The organism is Palleronia aestuarii, from assembly GCF_003253995.1.
Classification (GTDB): Bacteria; Pseudomonadota; Alphaproteobacteria; order Rhodobacterales; family Rhodobacteraceae; genus Palleronia; species Palleronia aestuarii.
Window position 1 is genome coordinate 63,478 of record NZ_QKZL01000010.1, and the last position, 17,020, is coordinate 80,497.

Consider the following 17,020-nt stretch of genomic DNA (forward strand, 5'->3'; position numbering starts at 1 on the left):
AACGCAATGGACGACGTCAAAACCTTGGCAATCTTCGGCGCGGCCGGCACGACGGGAAAGCATCTCGTGAAGCAGGCCGTGGCGGCCGGACACCGCGTCCGTGCCTTCGAGCCGAATTGGCCGGGGAATGCCGACATGCCCGCCGGTGTGGAGAAGCGAACCGCCGACATCATGAAAGGCGGTTTCGCCGATGCGCTCGACGGATGCGACGCGGTCCTGTCTGCCATTGGACTGGGCATCGGTCCGAAGACCGCGATAGCACCGCCACCGATCTATACCGAAGGGGCGGTCAACCTCGTCCGGGAAATGCAGCGCGCGCAGGTGCGGCGCCTCGTCGTGATCTCCGCGAGCTTCGTGGCAAGCCGGCGTCGCGGGCCGTTGTGGTTCCAGATGACGAGCAGCGCGGCGCTCGACCGGGTGTTCACCCAGATGGCGGAGATGGAACGCATCTTGCGGGCGGCCGACGACATCGACTGGACCGCGGTGCGTCCCGGATGGCTGATGGAGGGCGAGCTCACCGCGGACTATGTCGTAACGCCGGATGTGATCCCACCAGACCTGATCCGCACGCGGCACGCCGATCTTGCCCATTTCATGCTCGATTGCGTCGTCAGGAACATGTGGGTGAACGCCACACCCGCCATCGCGCGTGCGGAGCCCAGATCGGCCAGCACGCCCGGGCGTCTCGTTTCGGAAGTGCTGAACTCCTGAGCTGAATTTGGCTCCGGTCCGTCCGGGGCGTAGAGACGGCCGGAAAGGATGCCGACATGACCGAGGCACGCGTGTCTTTCAAGGATATGTGCGCGCGGTTCGACGTGACTCCACGCACCCTTCGCTATTACGAGTACATCGAACTGATCGCGCCCGAGCGCGAAGGCCGCGCCCGGTTCTATGGACCGCGCGAGATCGCGCGCCTGACCCTGATCCTTCGGGGGCGGCGTTGGGGCTTCAGCCTCGAAGAGATCCGGCAATGGCTGGAAATCTACGATCAGCGCGGAACGGTGGCCCAGTTGCGCGAGACGCTGACCATGGCGGATCGCCAGATCGAGCACCTGCGATCGGAAGTCCGGCAGACAGAGCGTGCGATCGCCGAGTTGCAGGAGATGCGCGACGGCGTCGCAAAGCACCTCGAAGAACACGGGGACGGCGCGGATTAACACTCTGTAAACCGCATGGCGCGAACTTACGCTACGTTCCGCTGACGCGGACGTAAGGCCATATTGAAACGCGCCCGAATGCCTTGCATGTGCTAGCGGCGCCGCAGACCGAGGTTCGTATCATGTCAGACGAGGTGATGACCATCCGCCAGATGTGCGACAGGTTCGACGTCACACCACGTACCCTGCGCTTCTACGAAGCGAAGGAACTGCTCGCTCCCATCCGGGAGGGGCAAAAACGCCTTTTCACCCGGCGCGACCGCGCGCGCCTGACCCTCATTCTCCGGGGCAAGCGTTTCGGGTTTTCCCTGGAGGAGATCCGCCAGCTCCTAGATCTCTACGAAATCGACGACCAGCAGGAGACGCAGCTCACGAGGGCGGTCGAGGTCGCGCAACGGCGCCTTGCCGATCTGAAGCAGCGCAGAATGGACCTCGACGGTGCCATCGTCGATCTCGAGGGACAGATCGCCTGGGGCGCGGATGCGCTGGAGAAGTTGCGGGGAACCCGGGCGGCCTGACACGGCCCTCACAACACGGAGGAGAGACATGCCCCATTACCGCGCGCCCGTGGATGACACGCAATTCGTGCTCCACGATGTCCTGCGCATCGCGGATAGCGGCGTTCCCGGATACGAGGATCTCGATCGCGACACGACGCGAGCGGTTCTGGAGGAAGCCGGGAAGCTGGCCGGGGATGTTCTCGCGCCGCTCAATTCCATGGGCGATGCGGAGGGATGCCGGCTCGAGAACGGCGTCGTCCGGACGCCGGAGGGGTTCAAGGCAGCCTACGACATGATGCGTGAGGGCGGCTGGATCGGGCTCGACTGCGATCCGGAATACGGTGGGCAGGGCATGCCGCATCTGCTGAATTCCGCGGTGGGGGAATACTTCGTCTCCGCCAACATGGCGTTCAACATGTATCAAGGCCTGTCGCACGGGGCTTACAACGCGATCCACACGCACGGATCCGCGGCCCAGAAAGAGACCTATCTGCCGAAGCTCGTCGAGGGGAGCTGGTCGGGCACGATGAACCTGACGGAGCCGCAATGCGGCACCGATCTCGGCCTGATCCGGACGAAGGCGGAGCCGCAGGAGGACGGAACCTACCGCATCACTGGCCAGAAGATCTGGATCTCGGCGGGCGAGCATGACCTCACCGACAACATCATCCACCTCGTCCTCGCCCGTATCCCCGGCGGTCCGGACGGCGTAAAGGGTATTTCCCTTTTCATCGTGCCCAAGTTCCTGGTGGAGGAGGATGGCACCACTGGTGCCCGCAACGCGGTCTCCTGCGGCGGGCTCGAGGAAAAGATGGGCATCCACGGCAACGCGACCTGCGTGATGAATTACGATGGCGCGACGGGCTTTCTCATCGGCGAGGCCCACAAGGGGATGCGGGCGATGTTCACGATGATGAACGAAGCCCGCCTCGGCGTCGGGGTGCAGGGCTATGCCCAGGGGTCCGTGGCGTACCAGAACGCCCTCGCCTTCGCGCGCGACCGGCTCCAGGGACGCGACCTGACCGGGCCGCAGAACGCCTCCGGGCCGGCCGACCCGATCATCGTGCATCCCGATGTGCGTCGTAACCTGCTCGATCAAAAGAGTTTCGTCGAAGGCGCGCGTGCTTTCGCCCTATGGGGCGCGTTCCTCATCGACAGGGCCGCGCGCGCGGAGGATGCAGAGGCCGAAGCCCTCGTGTCGCTCCTTACTCCGGTGCTGAAGGGGTTCCTGACCGACAAGGGGTTCGAGACGACGGTCTTCGCGCAGCAGACGCTCGGCGGGTCCGGCTTCACCCGTGAATGGGGGCTCGAGCAATTCGTCCGCGATGCGCGGATCACGATGATCTACGAGGGGACGAACGGCGTACAGTCGCTCGACCTCGTGGGCCGCAAGCTCGGTCATGCGGGCGGCAAGACGATCATGGGGTTTCTCGATCTCGTGCGCGGTTTCATGGCGAGCCACCAAGACGATGCCGCGTTGAAGGAAGAGTTTCTCGACCCTCTCGATCAGGCCACGGCAGACCTTTCGACGGCCTGCACATACTTCATGCAGAACGGGATCAGGGAGCCGATGAACGCGCTCGCCGGGTCCTACGACTTCATGCACCTCTTCGGGCATGTCTGCCTGGGCTACATGTGGGCACAAATGGCGAAAGCCGCGCAGGACGCGCTCGCGAACGGCAGTTCCGACGCGGTCTTCCACGAGACGAAGCTGTCGACCGGTCGCTATTACATGTCCCGCCAGCTTCCGGCCACGGCCATGCATCTTGCGCGAATCGAGAGCGGGGCGGAGCCCGTGATGAGCCTCGACGCCGCGAACTTCTGACGCCCCGTGCCTGGGGAAGGAGAAGGCCCCCGATTGCAGTTTCCTCCGCCGGTCCGGCTCCCTATCGTGCCATCGGAACAGGATACGAAACGGAGACGGCATGACGATTGAACTCCATTGCTTCGGCGAATCGGGCAATGCCTACAAGGCGGCGCTCGCGATGGAACTCGCCGGGCTCGACTGGCGCCCGGTCTTCGTCGACTTCTTCAACGGCGAGACGCGAACGGAAGCCTGGCGCGACGAGGTCAACGGGATGGGCGAGGTTCCCGTTATGGTCGATGGCGACCTCCGCCTCACGCAATCGGGCGTCATCCAGGATTACGTGGCCGAGCGATCGGGGCGGTTCCGCGGTGCGCCGGGTGAATGGCGCGAGGTGCTGCGCTGGATGTTCTGGGACAACCACAAGCTCAGCTCCCAGGCGGGGATGACGCGGTTTCTCATGAACTTCCTGCCCGAGGAAAAGCGGCCGGCGGAGGTCATCGACTTCATGCAGGGGCGACTGCGGTCCACCTATCAGGTGCTCGATACCCATCTTGAGGGGCGGGACGTGATCGTGGGCCGCGACGTCACACTCGCCGATCTGAGCTGCTGCGGGTATCTTTTCTACGAGGAGCCGTTCGGCTTTGATCGCGCCGAATGGCCCGCGATCGACCGGTGGCTCGGCAACATCCAGTCCCTCGACGGCTGGAAGCATCCCTACGACCTGATGCCTCGGTCGCGGGAAGGAACATGACGGCCGGCGGACGCGCCGCCCGGAGAGGAGCGATACCATGCCAGACGCCTTCATCTACGATGCGGTCCGCACCCCGCGCGGCAAGGGCCGCAAGGACGGCGCGCTCCACGAGGTGACCTCGGTCCGGCTGAGCGCGTTGGTCCTCGACGCGATCAAGGCGCGCAATGCCCTCGAAGGCCACGCCGTGGAGGACGTGATCTGGGGCAACGCCACGCAGGTCGGCGAACAGGGGGGCTGCCTCGCGCGCACGGCCGTCCTCGCCTCCTCGCTCGACGAACGGATCCCCGGGCTCAGCATCAACCGCTTCTGCGCCTCCGGCCTAGAGGCGGTGAACCTCGCGGCCAATCAGGTGAAGGGCGGCGCCGGCGACGGGTACATCGCGGGCGGCGTGGAGATGATGGGCCGCGTGGCGATGGGCTCCGACGGGGCGGCCATCGCCGTCGATCCCTCCGTCGCGATGAAGACCTATTTCGTGCCGCAGGGCATTTCCGCCGACATCATCGCGACGGAATACGGCATCACCCGCGACGACGCGGATGCCTATGCGGTGGAGAGCCAGAAGCGTGCCGCACGGGCCTGGTCGGAGAACCGCTTCGCCCGCTCGGTCATCCCGGTGACGGACATGAACGGCGTCTCGATCCTCGAGCACGACGAGCACATGCGGCCCGAGACCGACATGCAGAGCCTCGGCGCGCTCAAACCCTCCTTCAAGGAAATGGGCGAGACGATGCCGGGCTTCGACCAGATCGCGCTGATGAAGTATCCGCATCTAGAAGCGATCTCCCACATCCACCACGCCGGCAATTCCTCGGGGATCGTGGACGGTGCCGCCGCGCTGCTCGTCGGGAGCGCGGAATACGGCGAGCGCATGGGGCTGAAGCCTCGGGCGCGGATCCGCGCCACCGCCCGAATCGGCACCGACCCGACCATCATGCTGACGGGCCCCGTCCCGGCGACGGAACGCGTGCTGGCGCAGGCAGGCATGGACATCTCCGATATTGATCTCTTCGAGGTCAACGAGGCCTTCGCCTCCGTCGTCCTGCGTTTCGCGCAGAGGTTCGATGTCCACGAGGATCGGCTCAACGTGAACGGTGGCGCGATCGCGATGGGACATCCGCTCGGCGCGTCGGGCGCGATCATCCTCGGCACGCTCCTCGACGAAATGGAGCGCAGCGATCGGCAGACCGGGCTCGCCACGCTCTGCGTCGCCTCCGGCATGGGCGCGGCCACGATCATCGAACGGGTCTAGCAGTCGATGCCGGCGGTACCGTTCCAGGAATGGCTCGATAAGGTCGGGGATTGCTATCTCACCGGCGATTTCGACGCCTATTGCAGCTGCTTCGAACTCCCGATCGCCTTCATCACGGATCAGGCCCTGACCATGATCGCCGACGAGACCTCGCTCAGATCGGGGTTCGACGCCTGGCGTCGAATGCTCGAAAGCCAGCGCATGACGCACATGATTCGCATCGCGCGCGATGTCCATGTCCTCAGCGGCAGCCTCATCTCCGGGGTCTACGTCACGCACCTCATGAAGGATGCGAACCGCATCTGTCCGGAGTTCAATTCTTCCGCGACCTTGAGGCTTGTCGACGGCGAATGGCGAGCCATGGGCGTCACCTGGGGTCTCTCGAATGCCTCGTTTCCGATCGTCGTGCCCCGCGTGAAGCCCTGAACGCGCCGGCGCCACGCACATGAAATTTCCGGAGGACAACATGGCCGACTTCACGATGACGACCGACGCGAACGGGATCGCGGTGATCTCCTGGGACGCCGAGGGACGCTCGATGAACGTGCTCACGCGGGAGGCGTTCGAGGTTGTCGAGGGCCTGATCGACGCGGCGCTTTCCGACGACGCGGTCAAGGGGATCGTCATCACCTCCGCCAAGAAGGAATTCGCGGGCGGAATGGATCTGGGCGTCCTGTCGCGGATCCGCGAGGAGGCGGGGGAAGATCCTGCGCAGGCGCTCTTCGAGTTCACGATGAATGGCCATCGCATCCTCCGCAAGCTCGAACGCGCCGGGATGGACGAGCGCAACCGCGGCGGCAAGCCCGTGGCCTGCGCGATCAACGGGACCTGCGCGGGCATCGGGACGGAGATCGCGCTGGCCTGCCACCGCCGGTTCATGACCGACGCGCCGCGCGCCCGGATCGGCCTACCCGAAATCCTCGTGGGCCTGTTCCCCGGAGCGGGCGGCACAACGCGCGTCAGCCGGATGCTGGGCATCATGGCAGCTGCCCCGATCCTGCTCGAGGGCAGGATGTTCGAGCCCGCGAAGGCACGTTCCGCAGGCCTCGTGGACGAGGTCGTCCCGGCGGATGAACTCGTCGAGCGGGCGAAGGCTTGGGTGCGTGAGGCAAGCGGCTCCGATATCGTCAAGCCCTGGGACGAGAAGGGATGGAAGATGCCCGGCGGCGCCCCCTACACTCCGCAAGGTTTCATGACCTTCGTGGGCGCGAACGCGATGGTGGGCGGTAAGACGAAGGGCGTCTATCCTGCGGCGAAGGCACTCCTCTCCGCGATCTACGAAGGCGCGCTCGTCCCCTTCGACACGGCGCTACGGATCGAGGCGCGGCATTTCACTTCCGTCCTTCTAAACCCCTCCTCGGCCGCGATGATCCGGTCGCTCTTCCTGAACAAGCAGGCGCTCGAGAAGGGCGCGAACCGCCCCGACGCCCCCGATCAGGCGGTCCACCGGCTTGGGGTCCTTGGCGCGGGGATGATGGGAGCCGGTATCGCCTATGTCGCGGCCAATACCGGCATCGAGGTCGTGCTCCTTGATCGCGAGCAGGCGGCGGCGGATCGCGGCAAGGCCCATGCCGAAGGGCTTCTCGATAAAGGGATCCAGCGTCGCAAGGTGACCGAAGAAAAGAAGGCGGAGGTACTCGGACGGATCACCGCCACGACCGACACCGCGGCGCTCGACGGATGCGATCTGATCGTCGAAGCGGTGTTCGAGGATCCCGCGATCAAGGCGGAAGTCACGCAGGCGGTCCAGGAGGCCGTCGGGGCAGAGGCCGTCTTCGCGACTAATACCTCGACGCTGCCCATCGGCGATCTCGCCCGTGCAAGCGCACGGCCCGACCGGTTCATCGGCATCCACTTCTTCAGCCCGGTCGACAAGATGATGCTCGTGGAGATCATCAAGGGCGCGGAGACGGGCGATGTCGCCGTGGCCAAGGCGCTCGATTTCGTCCGGCAAATTCGCAAGACGCCCATCGTCGTCAACGATGCCCGCTTTTTCTACGCCAATCGCTGCATCATCCCTTACATTAACGAGGGCGTCCGGATGGTCGCCGAGGGGGTCGCGCCGGCGCTCGTCGAGAACGCCGCGAAGCTTCTGGGATTTCCGCTCGGGCCGTTGCAACTCATCGACGAGACATCGATCGACCTCGGCGTGAAGATCGCCAAGGCCACGCGGGCCGCGATGGGAGACAATTATCCCGATGGGGCGGTCGACGACGTGCTCTTCTGGATGGCGGACGCGGGGCGTCTTGGCCGGAAGGCGCAAGCGGGCTTCTACGCCTACGATGAGGGCGGCAAGCGGCAGGGGCTCTGGGACGGTCTCGCCGAACGTTTCCCGCGCGCGCAGGAACAGCCCGACCTCTCCCGCGTGCAGCAGCGCCTAATGATGGCACAGGTGCTTGAGGCGGTCCGCGCCTTCGAGACGGGCGTGCTCGAAGACATTCGCGAAGGCGATGTGGGCGCGATCTTGGGCTGGGGCTTCGCACCCTGGTCCGGGGGCCCGTTCGGCTGGCTCGACATGATCGGCGCTCCGCGGGCCGTCGAGATTTGCGAGACGCTCGAGACGGAATTGGGCGAACGCTTCGCCTGCCCCGAAATCCTGCGCGGGATGGCCGCGTCAGACGGAACGTTCTACGAGCGGTTCGGCGACGGGGCCGCCGCGGCCTGATGCGGACGCCATGGCTGGCGCAGTCGTGCCTCTTCCCGCCGGGAGGGATTGCCGCCTCGCGCCGGGCCTGTCGCGAGGAACTTCGAGACCGTTGAAGTTGCGTACGCACCTCCCCGGATCATCGAGAAACCTTGACCCAGGAAGGTCGCGCGATATTCAACTTGCGGATGTAGCTCCTCAGGAAATGAGTCTCATCGCGGCGAGATGACGGTTCTCGAAGAATACGATCGCCTCGAAGCGCCGGCGATCTGGCGTCGGATGACGTCGCGGGAGGACCGGGATGTCGTCGTGTCCTTCGGTGAGGCGACGCTCGCCATCCTGGACGGGAAGGATCGTCCGCTCGCGCATTGGTCCCTGCCGGCGGTGATACGCCGCAATCCGGGTTCTCACCCCGCCCGGTTCGCGCCGGGGCTCGATGCGCGGGAGGAAATCGAGATTGACGACGAGCCGATGATCGAAGCGATTTCCCGCATCCAGCGTGCTCTGTCCCGCCGCGACCGGGCAACGTCTCGACGCCGTGGGGCATTCCTGTGGATGGCGGGGGCCGCCTTGTTCGCGGCAGCCCTATGGGCACCGGCAGCGATCGAACGCTCCGCGGCCTCCTCGATCCCACCTGCCGTCAGCGACGAGCTGGGAGTGAAGCTCACGAAGGTTCTGGCGGATCGGATCGGTCCGGTCTGCGCCGCGCCTCAAGCGCGTGGACCCCTTGCACGTCTGTCGCGCCGGGCGCTCGGACAGGCCGGCGACCGGATCGTGGTTCTTGGCGGATCGTTCGACAACGTCATCACCCTTCCCGGCGGCATCACCGTCATCAGTTCCGATCTCATCGAGCAGGAAGATGATCCCGAAGTGGTCGCGGGCCATATCCTTGCAGAACGGCTCCGCATTGCCCAAACCGACCCGATCGATGCTCTCATCGATCACGCGAGTATTTGGTCCGTCACGAGATTGCTCGCCACGGGCGAGACCTCCGACGCACTCATCCGCTCCTATGTCAACGATCTTCTGTCGTCGTCACCACCGCACGGTCCGATCCGACCGTTGCTCGATGCGTTCACCGATGCCGGCCTCGGTGCCGCACCCTACGCTCTCACGATCCTGAACCGCGACCAGACATACGCGACCACGCTCCTCGAAAGCGATCCGCCCAGTTCCGATCCCGCCCGACCGGTCCTGTCGGATCGTGACTGGGTCGCCCTGCAAAGTGTCTGCGAAGGATGACGCGGGATCAGATCGTGCCGAACATGCGGTCCCCCGCATCGCCGAGACCGGGCACGATGAAGCCCTTTTCGTTCAGCCGTTCGTCGAGCGCGGCGGTCACGATCGGCACGTCGGGATGCGCTTCCCGCATCCGCGCCACGCCCTCAGGGGCGGCAAGGAGGCAAAGAAAGCGGATGTCCCTTGCCCCAGCACGCTTCAGCCGTTCCACGGCGGCGGCAGAGGAATTGCCGGTGGCGAGCATCGGATCGACCGCGATCACCACCCGCTCGGCAAGTTCCGTCGGAACCTTGAAGTAGTATTCCACCGGCTCGAGCGTCGTCTCGTCGCGATAGAGTCCCACGAAGCCCACCCGGGCGGACGGGATGAGTTCGAGCATCCCGTCCAGCAGGCCGTTCCCCGCCCTCAGGATCGAGACGAGCGCGAGCTTGCGACCGGCGAGTGCAGGTGCGTCCATCGGCATGATCGGCGTCTCGATCCGCCGCGTCGTCATCGGCAGGTTCCGCGTCACCTCGTAGGCCAGAAGCTGGCTGATTTCCCGCAGGAGTTGCCGGAAAACGGCCGTCGGCGTCTCCCGGTCGCGCATGATCGTCAGTTTGTGGCGGACCAGCGGGTGATCCACGATCGTCAGGTGCTCGCTCATGCGGTGATCCTTTTCAACAGCTTCTCCCTCGTGGCGTCGTCGCAGAAGGCCGCCCGCGCGGATGTCCGGGCAATCTCCAAAAAGATTTCGTCGTCCCACTCGAACGCCTCGGCCAATTGGTCGTATTCACGTGCCATGTCCGTGTGGAAGAAGGGCGGATCGTCGGTGGAGATCGTGACGGGCACCCCCGCGGCACGCAGCCGCTCGACCGGATGCTCCCGGAACGAGCCGTAGATCCCGAGCGCGACGTTCGATCCCGGACAAACCTCGAGCGTGATCCCGTCCTCGGCCAGTCGGTCCACGAGCGCGGGATCCTCGATCGCGCGCACCCCATGCCCGATCCGCGCGACCCCCAGCGCGACCGCGTCCCGCACCGAACTCGGCCCCTCCCATTCGCCAGCATGGGCGGTCAGCCGAAGCCCTGCCTCTCGCGCCAAGTCGAACGACCATGCGAAGTCGCGCAAAGCCCCCATACGTTCGTCGCCGGCGATGCCGAAGCCGGTGACGAAATCCCCTGCCGTCTCAGCCGCGCAAAGCGCGGCCTGCCGCGCCTTTTCCGGACCGAAATGACGGATGCAGGTGACGATGCCGCGCATCGCGATCCCCTCCTCCCGATCCGCGGCCGCGGCGGCTTCCCGGATCGCGTGCAGGTATTCCCGCCATGCCGCCACATCGCGGCCGCCGCAGAAATCGGGCGAGAGGAACATCTCCGTATAGATCACCCCGTGCGCGGCGCTCTCCGACAGGACCACCCGCGTCAGCCGCGCGAAATCCTCCGGCGTTCTCAGGATCCCGGCCGCCGCCTCGTAGACCCGGAGGAACTCGCGGAAGCCCTTGTACGAATAGCGCCCGCGCTCGTCGAAGATCCGCGAAAGATCGACGCCCTTCTCCTGCGCGAGCCCCCGGATGAAGGCTGGCGGCGCCGCCCCCTCGAGATGGAGGTGCAGCTCGATCTTCGGCATGGCGGCGAGGGTCACAGAAAGCTCCTTCCCGGGCCTGCATTCGGGACGCCCAGATGTGCGGCCACGCTTGCCGCGACATCGGCGAAGGCGCAATGCCCGATCTCTCCCGTCCCGGCGCCCGTGACGAGGACGGGCACACGCTCGCGGGTATGATCGGTGCCGCGCCAGGTCGGATCGTTTCCGTGATCGGCGGTGATGACGAGAAGGTCGTCCGCCCGCAATCGACGCCACAGGTCCGGAAGCTTCGCGTCGAACCATTCGAGATGCCGCGCATAGCCCGCCGGATCGCGCCTGTGGCCGTAGACGCTGTCGAACTCGACGAAATTCGCGAAGATCAGGCCGCCATCGGACGCCGCCTCCATGCGCCCCGCCAGCGCGTCGAAGAGCTCCCGGTCCGTCCCCTTGGCGAATGTGTCGATGCCGCGGCCCGAGAAGATGTCGCGGATCTTGCCGATGGAATGGACGTCCCCACCGGCCTCGCTCACCCAGTCGCAGAGCGTCGGCGCGGGCGGCTCGATCGCGAAGTCCCGGCGGTTGGACGTCCGGATGAACGCGCCCTCCTCTCCCGTAAATGGCCGCGCGATGACGCGCCCGACCCTCATCGCGTGGAGTTCCGGCGCGAGTGTTGCGCAGAGATCGAGAAGCCGGTCGAGACCGAACACCTCTTCATGCGCCGCAATCTGGAACACGCTGTCGGTCGAGGTGTAGCAGATCGGCCAGCCCGTCCGCAGGTGCTCGGCCCCGAGCCGATCGACGATGAGCGTGCCCGATGCATGACAATCGCCGAGGATGCCGTCCGTCCCGGCACGTGCCGCGACCTTTGCCGACAGTTCCGGCGGGAAGGCCGGATCCCCGGCCGGAAAATAGGTCCAGTCCCACGGAACGGGGACGCCCGCGAGTTCCCAATGGCCCGAGGGCGTGTCCTTGCCGCGCGAGATTTCCTCCGCCGCACCCCAGAGCCCGTCCGGCACCGCGTCGAGGCCCGGTGCATCGAGGCCCGAGGCCAGCCGCACGGCCGCGCCGAGGCCCATGGCGTCGAGATTGGGCAGGCGGAGGGGCGCGTCGGACCCGGCAAGCGCCTCTGCGATATGGCCGACCGTGTTCGCGCCCCGATCGCCGAAATCTCCCGCATCGGGCGCCCCGCCGATACCGACGCTGTCGAGGACGACGAGGATCGCCCGGCTCACGCGACGCGCTCCAGAATGAGCGGCGGGGTCTCCATCGCCTCCATCCGGACCGTCAGGGCGGCACGCACCGTCTCTTCCGCCCGGTCCGCCTCCGCCTCGGTTCGCGCATGGATGCGGGCGAGCGGCACGCCGCGTGTGACTGGCGCCCCGAGCTGCGCCACGTCCGCAAGACCCACGGCGGGGTCGATCGCGTTCCCCTGGCGAAGCCGGCCACCACCCAGACGCAGGACGGCCTCACCGAGCCTGCGTCCGTCGACAGCGACGAGTGTCCCGTCCGTGGTGCTCGTCACGTCACGGATGACCGGAGCCGTGGGCAGGTCCGTGTCCCAGGTGGCAGCGAAATCGCGCGGGCCGCCGAATGTCGCAACCATGCGGGCGAACCGGTCCGCCGCCGCGCCGGATCGAAGCTTTTCGATCAACTCCTCCCGGACATCTGTCGTCATCCGGTGGGGCATCGCCAGAACGATGAGCTCCGCCCCGAGCGCCAGCGCGACCTCCTCGAGCGGGGTGCCCGTCGCCTGCCCGGTCAGCACCTCCATCACCGCGCGGATCTCGACGGCATTGCCGACGGACGGGGCGAGCGGGCCGTCCATCGCGGTCAGGAGTGCGGTGGCTGGACAACCCGCGGCACGGGACGTTTCTACAAGCGCGCGGCCAAGCGCTTCCGCCTCCTCGCGGGTCAGCATGAAGGCGCCTGTTCCGACCTTGACGTCGAGGACCAGCGCCTGGAGGCCCGCCGCGAGCTTCTTCGACAGGATCGAGGCGGTGATGAGGTCGATCTGATCGACCGTCGCCGTGATGTCGCGGATGGCGTAGAGGCGGCGATCGGCCGGTGCGATTTCCGCGTTCGCCGCGACGATAGCGCAGCCGACCTCCGCCACCACGCGCCGGAAGGCCGTGCCATCCTGTTCTGTCGAAAGGCCAGGGATCGCCTCGAGCTTGTCGAGCGTGCCGCCGGTATGGCCGAGGCCCCGGCCGGAGATCATCGGGACGTAGCATCCCGCCGCGGCGAGGAGCGGTGCGAGAACGAGGGAGACGGGATCGCCGATGCCGCCCGTCGAATGCTTGTCGAGGACCGGGCCCGGCACGTCCCAGCGGAGTGTCTCGCCGCTTTCCGCCATCGCCTGCGTCAACATCGCACGTCCCTCAGCCCCGAGCCCCGGCCCGCGGCAGACCCCCATTGCGAAGGCCCCGGCCTGCGCATCCGAAATGCTCCCGTCTGCGAGGCCGCGCGCGAATGCGGCGAGGGCGTCCGGACCGGGCGTCCGTCCCGCGCGCAGGTCGCCCAGAAGCTCGATCACGTCCCGGACGACGCCATGTGGCCTGTCCCGAATGCGCCGGGAAGGAGCGCCGCGACGCGTGTGACGAGCGTGGCGCCGCCCGTCGTGGCGAGCGTCACGGTCACGTCGCCGTCGGCGAACTCGGCGAGCTTCTGCCGGCATCCGCCGCAGGGCGGAACGGGGTCGGGGGAATCGGCGATCACCGCGACCTCCCGTATCCGCGTCTCTCCCGCGGCGATCATCGCGGCGATGGCACCGGCCTCGGCACAGGTCCCCTCAGGGTAGGCCACGTTCTCCACATTGCAGCCGACATAGATCGCGCCCCCTGCACCGAGGATCGCCGCACCGACCTGGAAGCCGGAATAGGGAGCGTATGCACGCTCGCGAACCGCGCGGGCCGCATCGAGAAGGTCGTCCGTCATGGGACGCATGGTGATCCCCCTCGGGACGCCATGCAAGCGGAACCCTCGCGACGAGGCGGGCATTGTCCAGAAGGCAATGCGGGAGGAGTGACATGGCCAACGATACCGAACCGAAGACGAAGGGCGATCCCATGGCCGCGGCGGAACTTCCGATCGGGGGCGCCGTGGTGACCGGCGACAGTCCCTCGAGCGACGAGCCGATGACCGAGGCGCAGGCCGCGAAACTTCGCGAACTCTGCGAGGCGCGCGACGAGCCGTTCGACGGCAACCTGACCCAGGAACAGGCGGCCGAACGGATCGAGGCCCTCGAAAACGGCGAGTGAGCCGCTTGGCAATCTCGCCTCATGCACTAGATACTGAGAACATTGCAAGAACGGATGGGTGCGATATGGATGATACGACCGAAACCCCGAAGAGCGATGCTCCCGGCAATGCTGACAAACCGGTCGACGAATGGACGACCGGTGGCGAGGCGATGACCGGGGCGCAGGCGTCCTATCTCAAGACCCTCTGCGAGGAGGCCGGCGAGGAATTCGACCCCGACATGACGAAGGGCGACGCCTCCAAGCGGATCGACGAACTCCAGGGCAAGACCGGCCGCGGCACGTGAGTCTCGCCAATTCCGTCCGGATGCGCTTTAGAGAGGAAAAGCGCGTCGGAGGGTAAGATCGTGGACGAAGAACGAAAGGCCGCATTGAGGGCCGCGGCACTGGATTATCACCGCTATCCGAAGCCCGGTAAGCTCGAGATCCGCGCCACGAAGCCGATGGCGAACGGTCGCGACCTCGCACGGGCCTATTCTCCCGGGGTCGCGGAAGCCTGCCTTGAGATCAAGGACGATCCGGAAGCCGCGCGCGACTACACCGCGCGCGGAAACCTCGTTGCCGTCGTTTCCAACGGGACCGCCGTGCTGGGCCTCGGCAACATCGGCGCGCTGGCCTCCAAGCCGGTGATGGAAGGCAAGGCCGTCCTCTTCAAGAAATTCGCCAACATCGATTGCTTCGACATCGAAATCGACGAGACGGATCCCGAGAAACTCGCCGCGATCGTCTGCGCGCTCGAGCCGAGCTTCGGCGCCATCAATCTCGAGGACATCAAGGCGCCCGACTGCTTCACCGTGGAGCGGATTTGCCGCGAGAAGATGAACATCCCCGTCTTCCACGACGACCAGCACGGCACCGCGATCGTGGTGGGCGCCGCGGCCACCAACGCGCTGCGCGTCGCGAAGAAGACCTTCGAGGAGCTAAAGATCGTGTCGACGGGCGGCGGTGCGGCCGGGATCGCTTGCCTCGACATGCTGCTGAAGCTCGGGGTGAAACGGGAGAACGTTTGGCTCTGCGACATCCACGGGCTCGTCCACGAGGGCCGCGAGGAGGACATGAACCCGCAGAAGGCCGCCTATGCCCAGCCCGGCGGCGCGCGATCCCTCGGAGAAGTGATCGACGGCGCGGATCTGTTCCTCGGCCTGTCCGGGCCCGGCGTGCTGAAGCCCGAGATGGTGGCGAAGATGGCCGAGAACCCGATCATCTTCGCGCTCGCCAATCCCAATCCCGAGATCGATCCGACGGAGGCGCGGGAGGTGGCGCCCGGCGCACTCATCGCCACGGGGCGGTCGGATTTCCCGAACCAGGTCAACAACGTCCTCTGCTTCCCGTTCATTTTCCGCGGCGCGCTCGACGTCGGCGCCACGACGATCAATGACGAGATGAAGATCGCCTGCATCGAGGGGATCGCGGCGCTCGCCCGGATCACCACGTCGGCGGAGGCCGCGGCGGCCTACAAGGGCGAGCAGATGAGCTTCGGCCCCGATTACCTGATCCCGAAGCCCTTCGATCCGCGCCTCATGGGCATCGTGGCCTCCGCGGTCGCGAAGGCGGCGATGGAATCGGGCGTCGCGGCCCGTCCGATCGAGGATCTCGCGGCCTACAAGCGCAAGCTCGACGGATCGGTCTTCAAATCGGCCCTCATCATGCGCCCGGTCTTCGACGCGGCCGCCAAGAATGCACGCCGGATAGTCTTCGCCGAAGGCGAGGACGAGCGCGTCCTGCGGGCAGCCAACGCGATGCTGGAGGAGACGACAGACAAGCCCATCCTGATCGGCCGACCTGAAGTGGTGGAGCAGCGCGCGGAACGCGCGGGCCTCACCATCCGGCCCGGCCGCGATTTCGACCTCGTCAATCCCGAGAACGATCCGCGTTACCGCGATTACTGGGGGACCTACCACGAGATCATGCAGCGCCGGGGCGTGACGCCCGACATCGCGAAGGCGATCATGCGCACGAACTCCACCGCGATCGGCGCCGTCATGGTCCACCGCGACGAGGCCGATTCGATGATCTGCGGCACCTTCGGGCAGTATCTGTGGCATCTCAACTACGTCCATCAGGTGCTCGGCACGAAGGATCTCTATCCGGTCGGCGCGCTTTCTCTGATGATTCTCGAGGACGGCCCGCTCTTCATCGCGGACACCCATGTCCATCCCTCTCCCTCACCGCAGCAGATCGCCGAGACGGTGATCGGCGCGGCAAGGCACGTCCGGCGCTTCGGGATCGTGCCGCAGATCGCGCTCTGCTCCCATTCGCAATTCGGCAATTTCGACTGTGACACGGGGCTCAGGATGCGGGCCGCGCTCGAGATTCTCGACCAAGAGGAGCGCAGTTTCTGCTACGAGGGAGAGATGCACGCCGACGCGGCGCTCGATCCCGAACTACGCGCGCGGATCTTCCCCAATTCGCGGATGGCCGGCGCCGCGAACGTGCTCGTCTTCGCCAATACGGACGCGGCCTCCGGGGTCAGGAACATCCTCAAGATGAAGGCGGGCGGGCTCGAGGTCGGCCCGATCCTCATGGGAATGGCCAACCGCGCCCATATCGTGACGAGCTCGATCACTGCGCGGGGGCTCCTCAACGTCTCGGCCATCGCGGGCACGCCGGTCGCCGAGTACAGCTGATCCGGCGAGCGTGGCGCGAATCCCCGCGCCACGCTCGTCCTTAAAGGATCAGGAAGACGCGCTCTTCTTCGCGGCGGGCTTCGTCTTGCCGCGCGGGGCCTCCGGCGCCGCGGCCTCGACTTTCGGCGCGGGCTTGCGCTCCTTCATCTTCTTCTTCGGATTCTTGTCGCCCATGGCAACGTGACCTTTCGATGGAACGGCGTCCTGCCGCCGGGTGAAGCCTGTCGCG

Annotated in this window: 18 protein-coding genes; 12 read left to right on the forward strand and 6 right to left on the reverse strand. The window is 66.3% G+C overall.

The window, feature by feature from the left end:
• The first annotated feature begins 6 nt into the window (after positions 1-6).
• The 9 genes from LX81_RS12550 (at position 7) to LX81_RS12590 (ending at position 9,350) form a co-directional block, all read left to right on the forward strand.
• Positions 7-711 (forward strand): NAD(P)-dependent oxidoreductase, encoded by a 705-nt coding sequence (locus tag LX81_RS12550; RefSeq protein WP_234822596.1) that lies wholly within the window; start codon positions 7-9, stop codon positions 709-711.
• 56 nt (positions 712-767) lie between these two features.
• A complete protein-coding gene (locus LX81_RS12555) occupies positions 768-1,157 on the forward strand; it encodes a MerR family transcriptional regulator (RefSeq protein ID WP_111537677.1) in 390 nt (129 codons plus the stop codon).
• Between the two features lie 122 nt (positions 1,158-1,279).
• A complete protein-coding gene (locus LX81_RS12560) occupies positions 1,280-1,675 on the forward strand; it encodes a MerR family transcriptional regulator (RefSeq protein WP_111537678.1) in 396 nt (131 codons plus the stop codon).
• 28 nt (positions 1,676-1,703) lie between these two features.
• Positions 1,704-3,482 (forward strand): acyl-CoA dehydrogenase C-terminal domain-containing protein, encoded by a 1,779-nt coding sequence (locus LX81_RS12565; protein WP_111537679.1) that lies wholly within the window; start codon positions 1,704-1,706, stop codon positions 3,480-3,482.
• Positions 3,483-3,582: 100 nt separating this feature from the next.
• The gene (locus tag LX81_RS12570; protein WP_111537680.1) at positions 3,583-4,215 is read left to right on the forward strand and encodes a glutathione S-transferase family protein; all 633 of its coding nucleotides are present in this window, start codon (positions 3,583-3,585) and stop codon (positions 4,213-4,215) included.
• Positions 4,216-4,252: 37 nt separating this feature from the next.
• Complete coding sequence (locus LX81_RS12575; RefSeq protein ID WP_111537681.1) at positions 4,253-5,464, forward strand: acetyl-CoA C-acetyltransferase; 1,212 nt, start codon at positions 4,253-4,255, stop codon at positions 5,462-5,464.
• Between the two features lie 6 nt (positions 5,465-5,470).
• Positions 5,471-5,890 (forward strand): hypothetical protein, encoded by a 420-nt coding sequence (locus LX81_RS12580; RefSeq protein WP_111537682.1) that lies wholly within the window; start codon positions 5,471-5,473, stop codon positions 5,888-5,890.
• 40 nt (positions 5,891-5,930) lie between these two features.
• Complete coding sequence (locus LX81_RS12585; protein WP_111537724.1) at positions 5,931-8,129, forward strand: 3-hydroxyacyl-CoA dehydrogenase NAD-binding domain-containing protein; 2,199 nt, start codon at positions 5,931-5,933, stop codon at positions 8,127-8,129.
• Positions 8,130-8,333: 204 nt separating this feature from the next.
• On the forward strand, positions 8,334-9,350 hold the full coding sequence (locus LX81_RS12590) for a hypothetical protein (protein WP_111537683.1): 1,017 nt from the start codon (positions 8,334-8,336) through the stop codon (positions 9,348-9,350).
• A 7-nt stretch (positions 9,351-9,357) separates the two neighbouring features.
• On the opposite strand, the gene upp is transcribed toward LX81_RS12590, so the two are convergent.
• Genes upp through LX81_RS12615 form a run of 5 tightly spaced genes read right to left on the reverse strand, consistent with a single transcriptional unit; the run spans position 9,358 to position 13,850 of the window.
• Entirely contained in the window at positions 9,358-9,990 is a 633-nt protein-coding gene (gene upp, locus LX81_RS12595) for a uracil phosphoribosyltransferase (protein WP_111537684.1), read from the reverse strand.
• Positions 9,987-10,952 carry an adenosine deaminase gene (locus tag LX81_RS12600; protein ID WP_111537725.1) on the reverse strand — a complete coding sequence of 322 codons (966 nt, stop codon included), beginning with the start codon at positions 10,950-10,952 and terminating at the stop codon, positions 9,987-9,989. Before LX81_RS12600 ends, upp begins: the two co-directional genes overlap by 4 nt.
• An 11-nt stretch (positions 10,953-10,963) precedes the next feature.
• Positions 10,964-12,139 carry a phosphopentomutase gene (locus LX81_RS12605; RefSeq protein ID WP_111537685.1) on the reverse strand — a complete coding sequence of 392 codons (1,176 nt, stop codon included), beginning with the start codon at positions 12,137-12,139 and terminating at the stop codon, positions 10,964-10,966.
• The gene (locus LX81_RS12610; protein WP_111537686.1) at positions 12,136-13,440 is read right to left on the reverse strand and encodes a thymidine phosphorylase; all 1,305 of its coding nucleotides are present in this window, start codon (positions 13,438-13,440) and stop codon (positions 12,136-12,138) included. Before LX81_RS12610 ends, LX81_RS12605 begins: the two co-directional genes overlap by 4 nt.
• Entirely contained in the window at positions 13,437-13,850 is a 414-nt protein-coding gene (locus tag LX81_RS12615; protein ID WP_373280284.1) for a cytidine deaminase, read from the reverse strand. Before LX81_RS12615 ends, LX81_RS12610 begins: the two co-directional genes overlap by 4 nt.
• Before the next feature lie 83 nt (positions 13,851-13,933).
• Between LX81_RS12615 and LX81_RS12620 the strand changes: the two genes are divergently transcribed.
• From LX81_RS12620 to LX81_RS12630, 3 genes are all read left to right on the forward strand, one after another.
• Entirely contained in the window at positions 13,934-14,164 is a 231-nt protein-coding gene (locus LX81_RS12620) for a DUF3072 domain-containing protein (RefSeq protein WP_111537687.1), read from the forward strand.
• A gap of 65 nt (positions 14,165-14,229) precedes the next feature.
• Positions 14,230-14,451, forward strand: coding sequence for a DUF3072 domain-containing protein (locus tag LX81_RS12625; RefSeq protein ID WP_111537688.1), 222 nt, complete (start codon positions 14,230-14,232; stop codon positions 14,449-14,451).
• 60 nt (positions 14,452-14,511) lie between these two features.
• A complete protein-coding gene (locus tag LX81_RS12630; RefSeq protein WP_111537689.1) occupies positions 14,512-16,791 on the forward strand; it encodes an NADP-dependent malic enzyme in 2,280 nt (759 codons plus the stop codon).
• A gap of 48 nt (positions 16,792-16,839) precedes the next feature.
• Here LX81_RS12630 and LX81_RS23135 read toward each other — a convergent pair whose 3' ends face one another.
• On the reverse strand, positions 16,840-16,965 hold the full coding sequence (locus LX81_RS23135; RefSeq protein ID WP_272939482.1) for a hypothetical protein: 126 nt from the start codon (positions 16,963-16,965) through the stop codon (positions 16,840-16,842).
• Between the last annotated feature and the right edge of the window lie 55 nt (positions 16,966-17,020).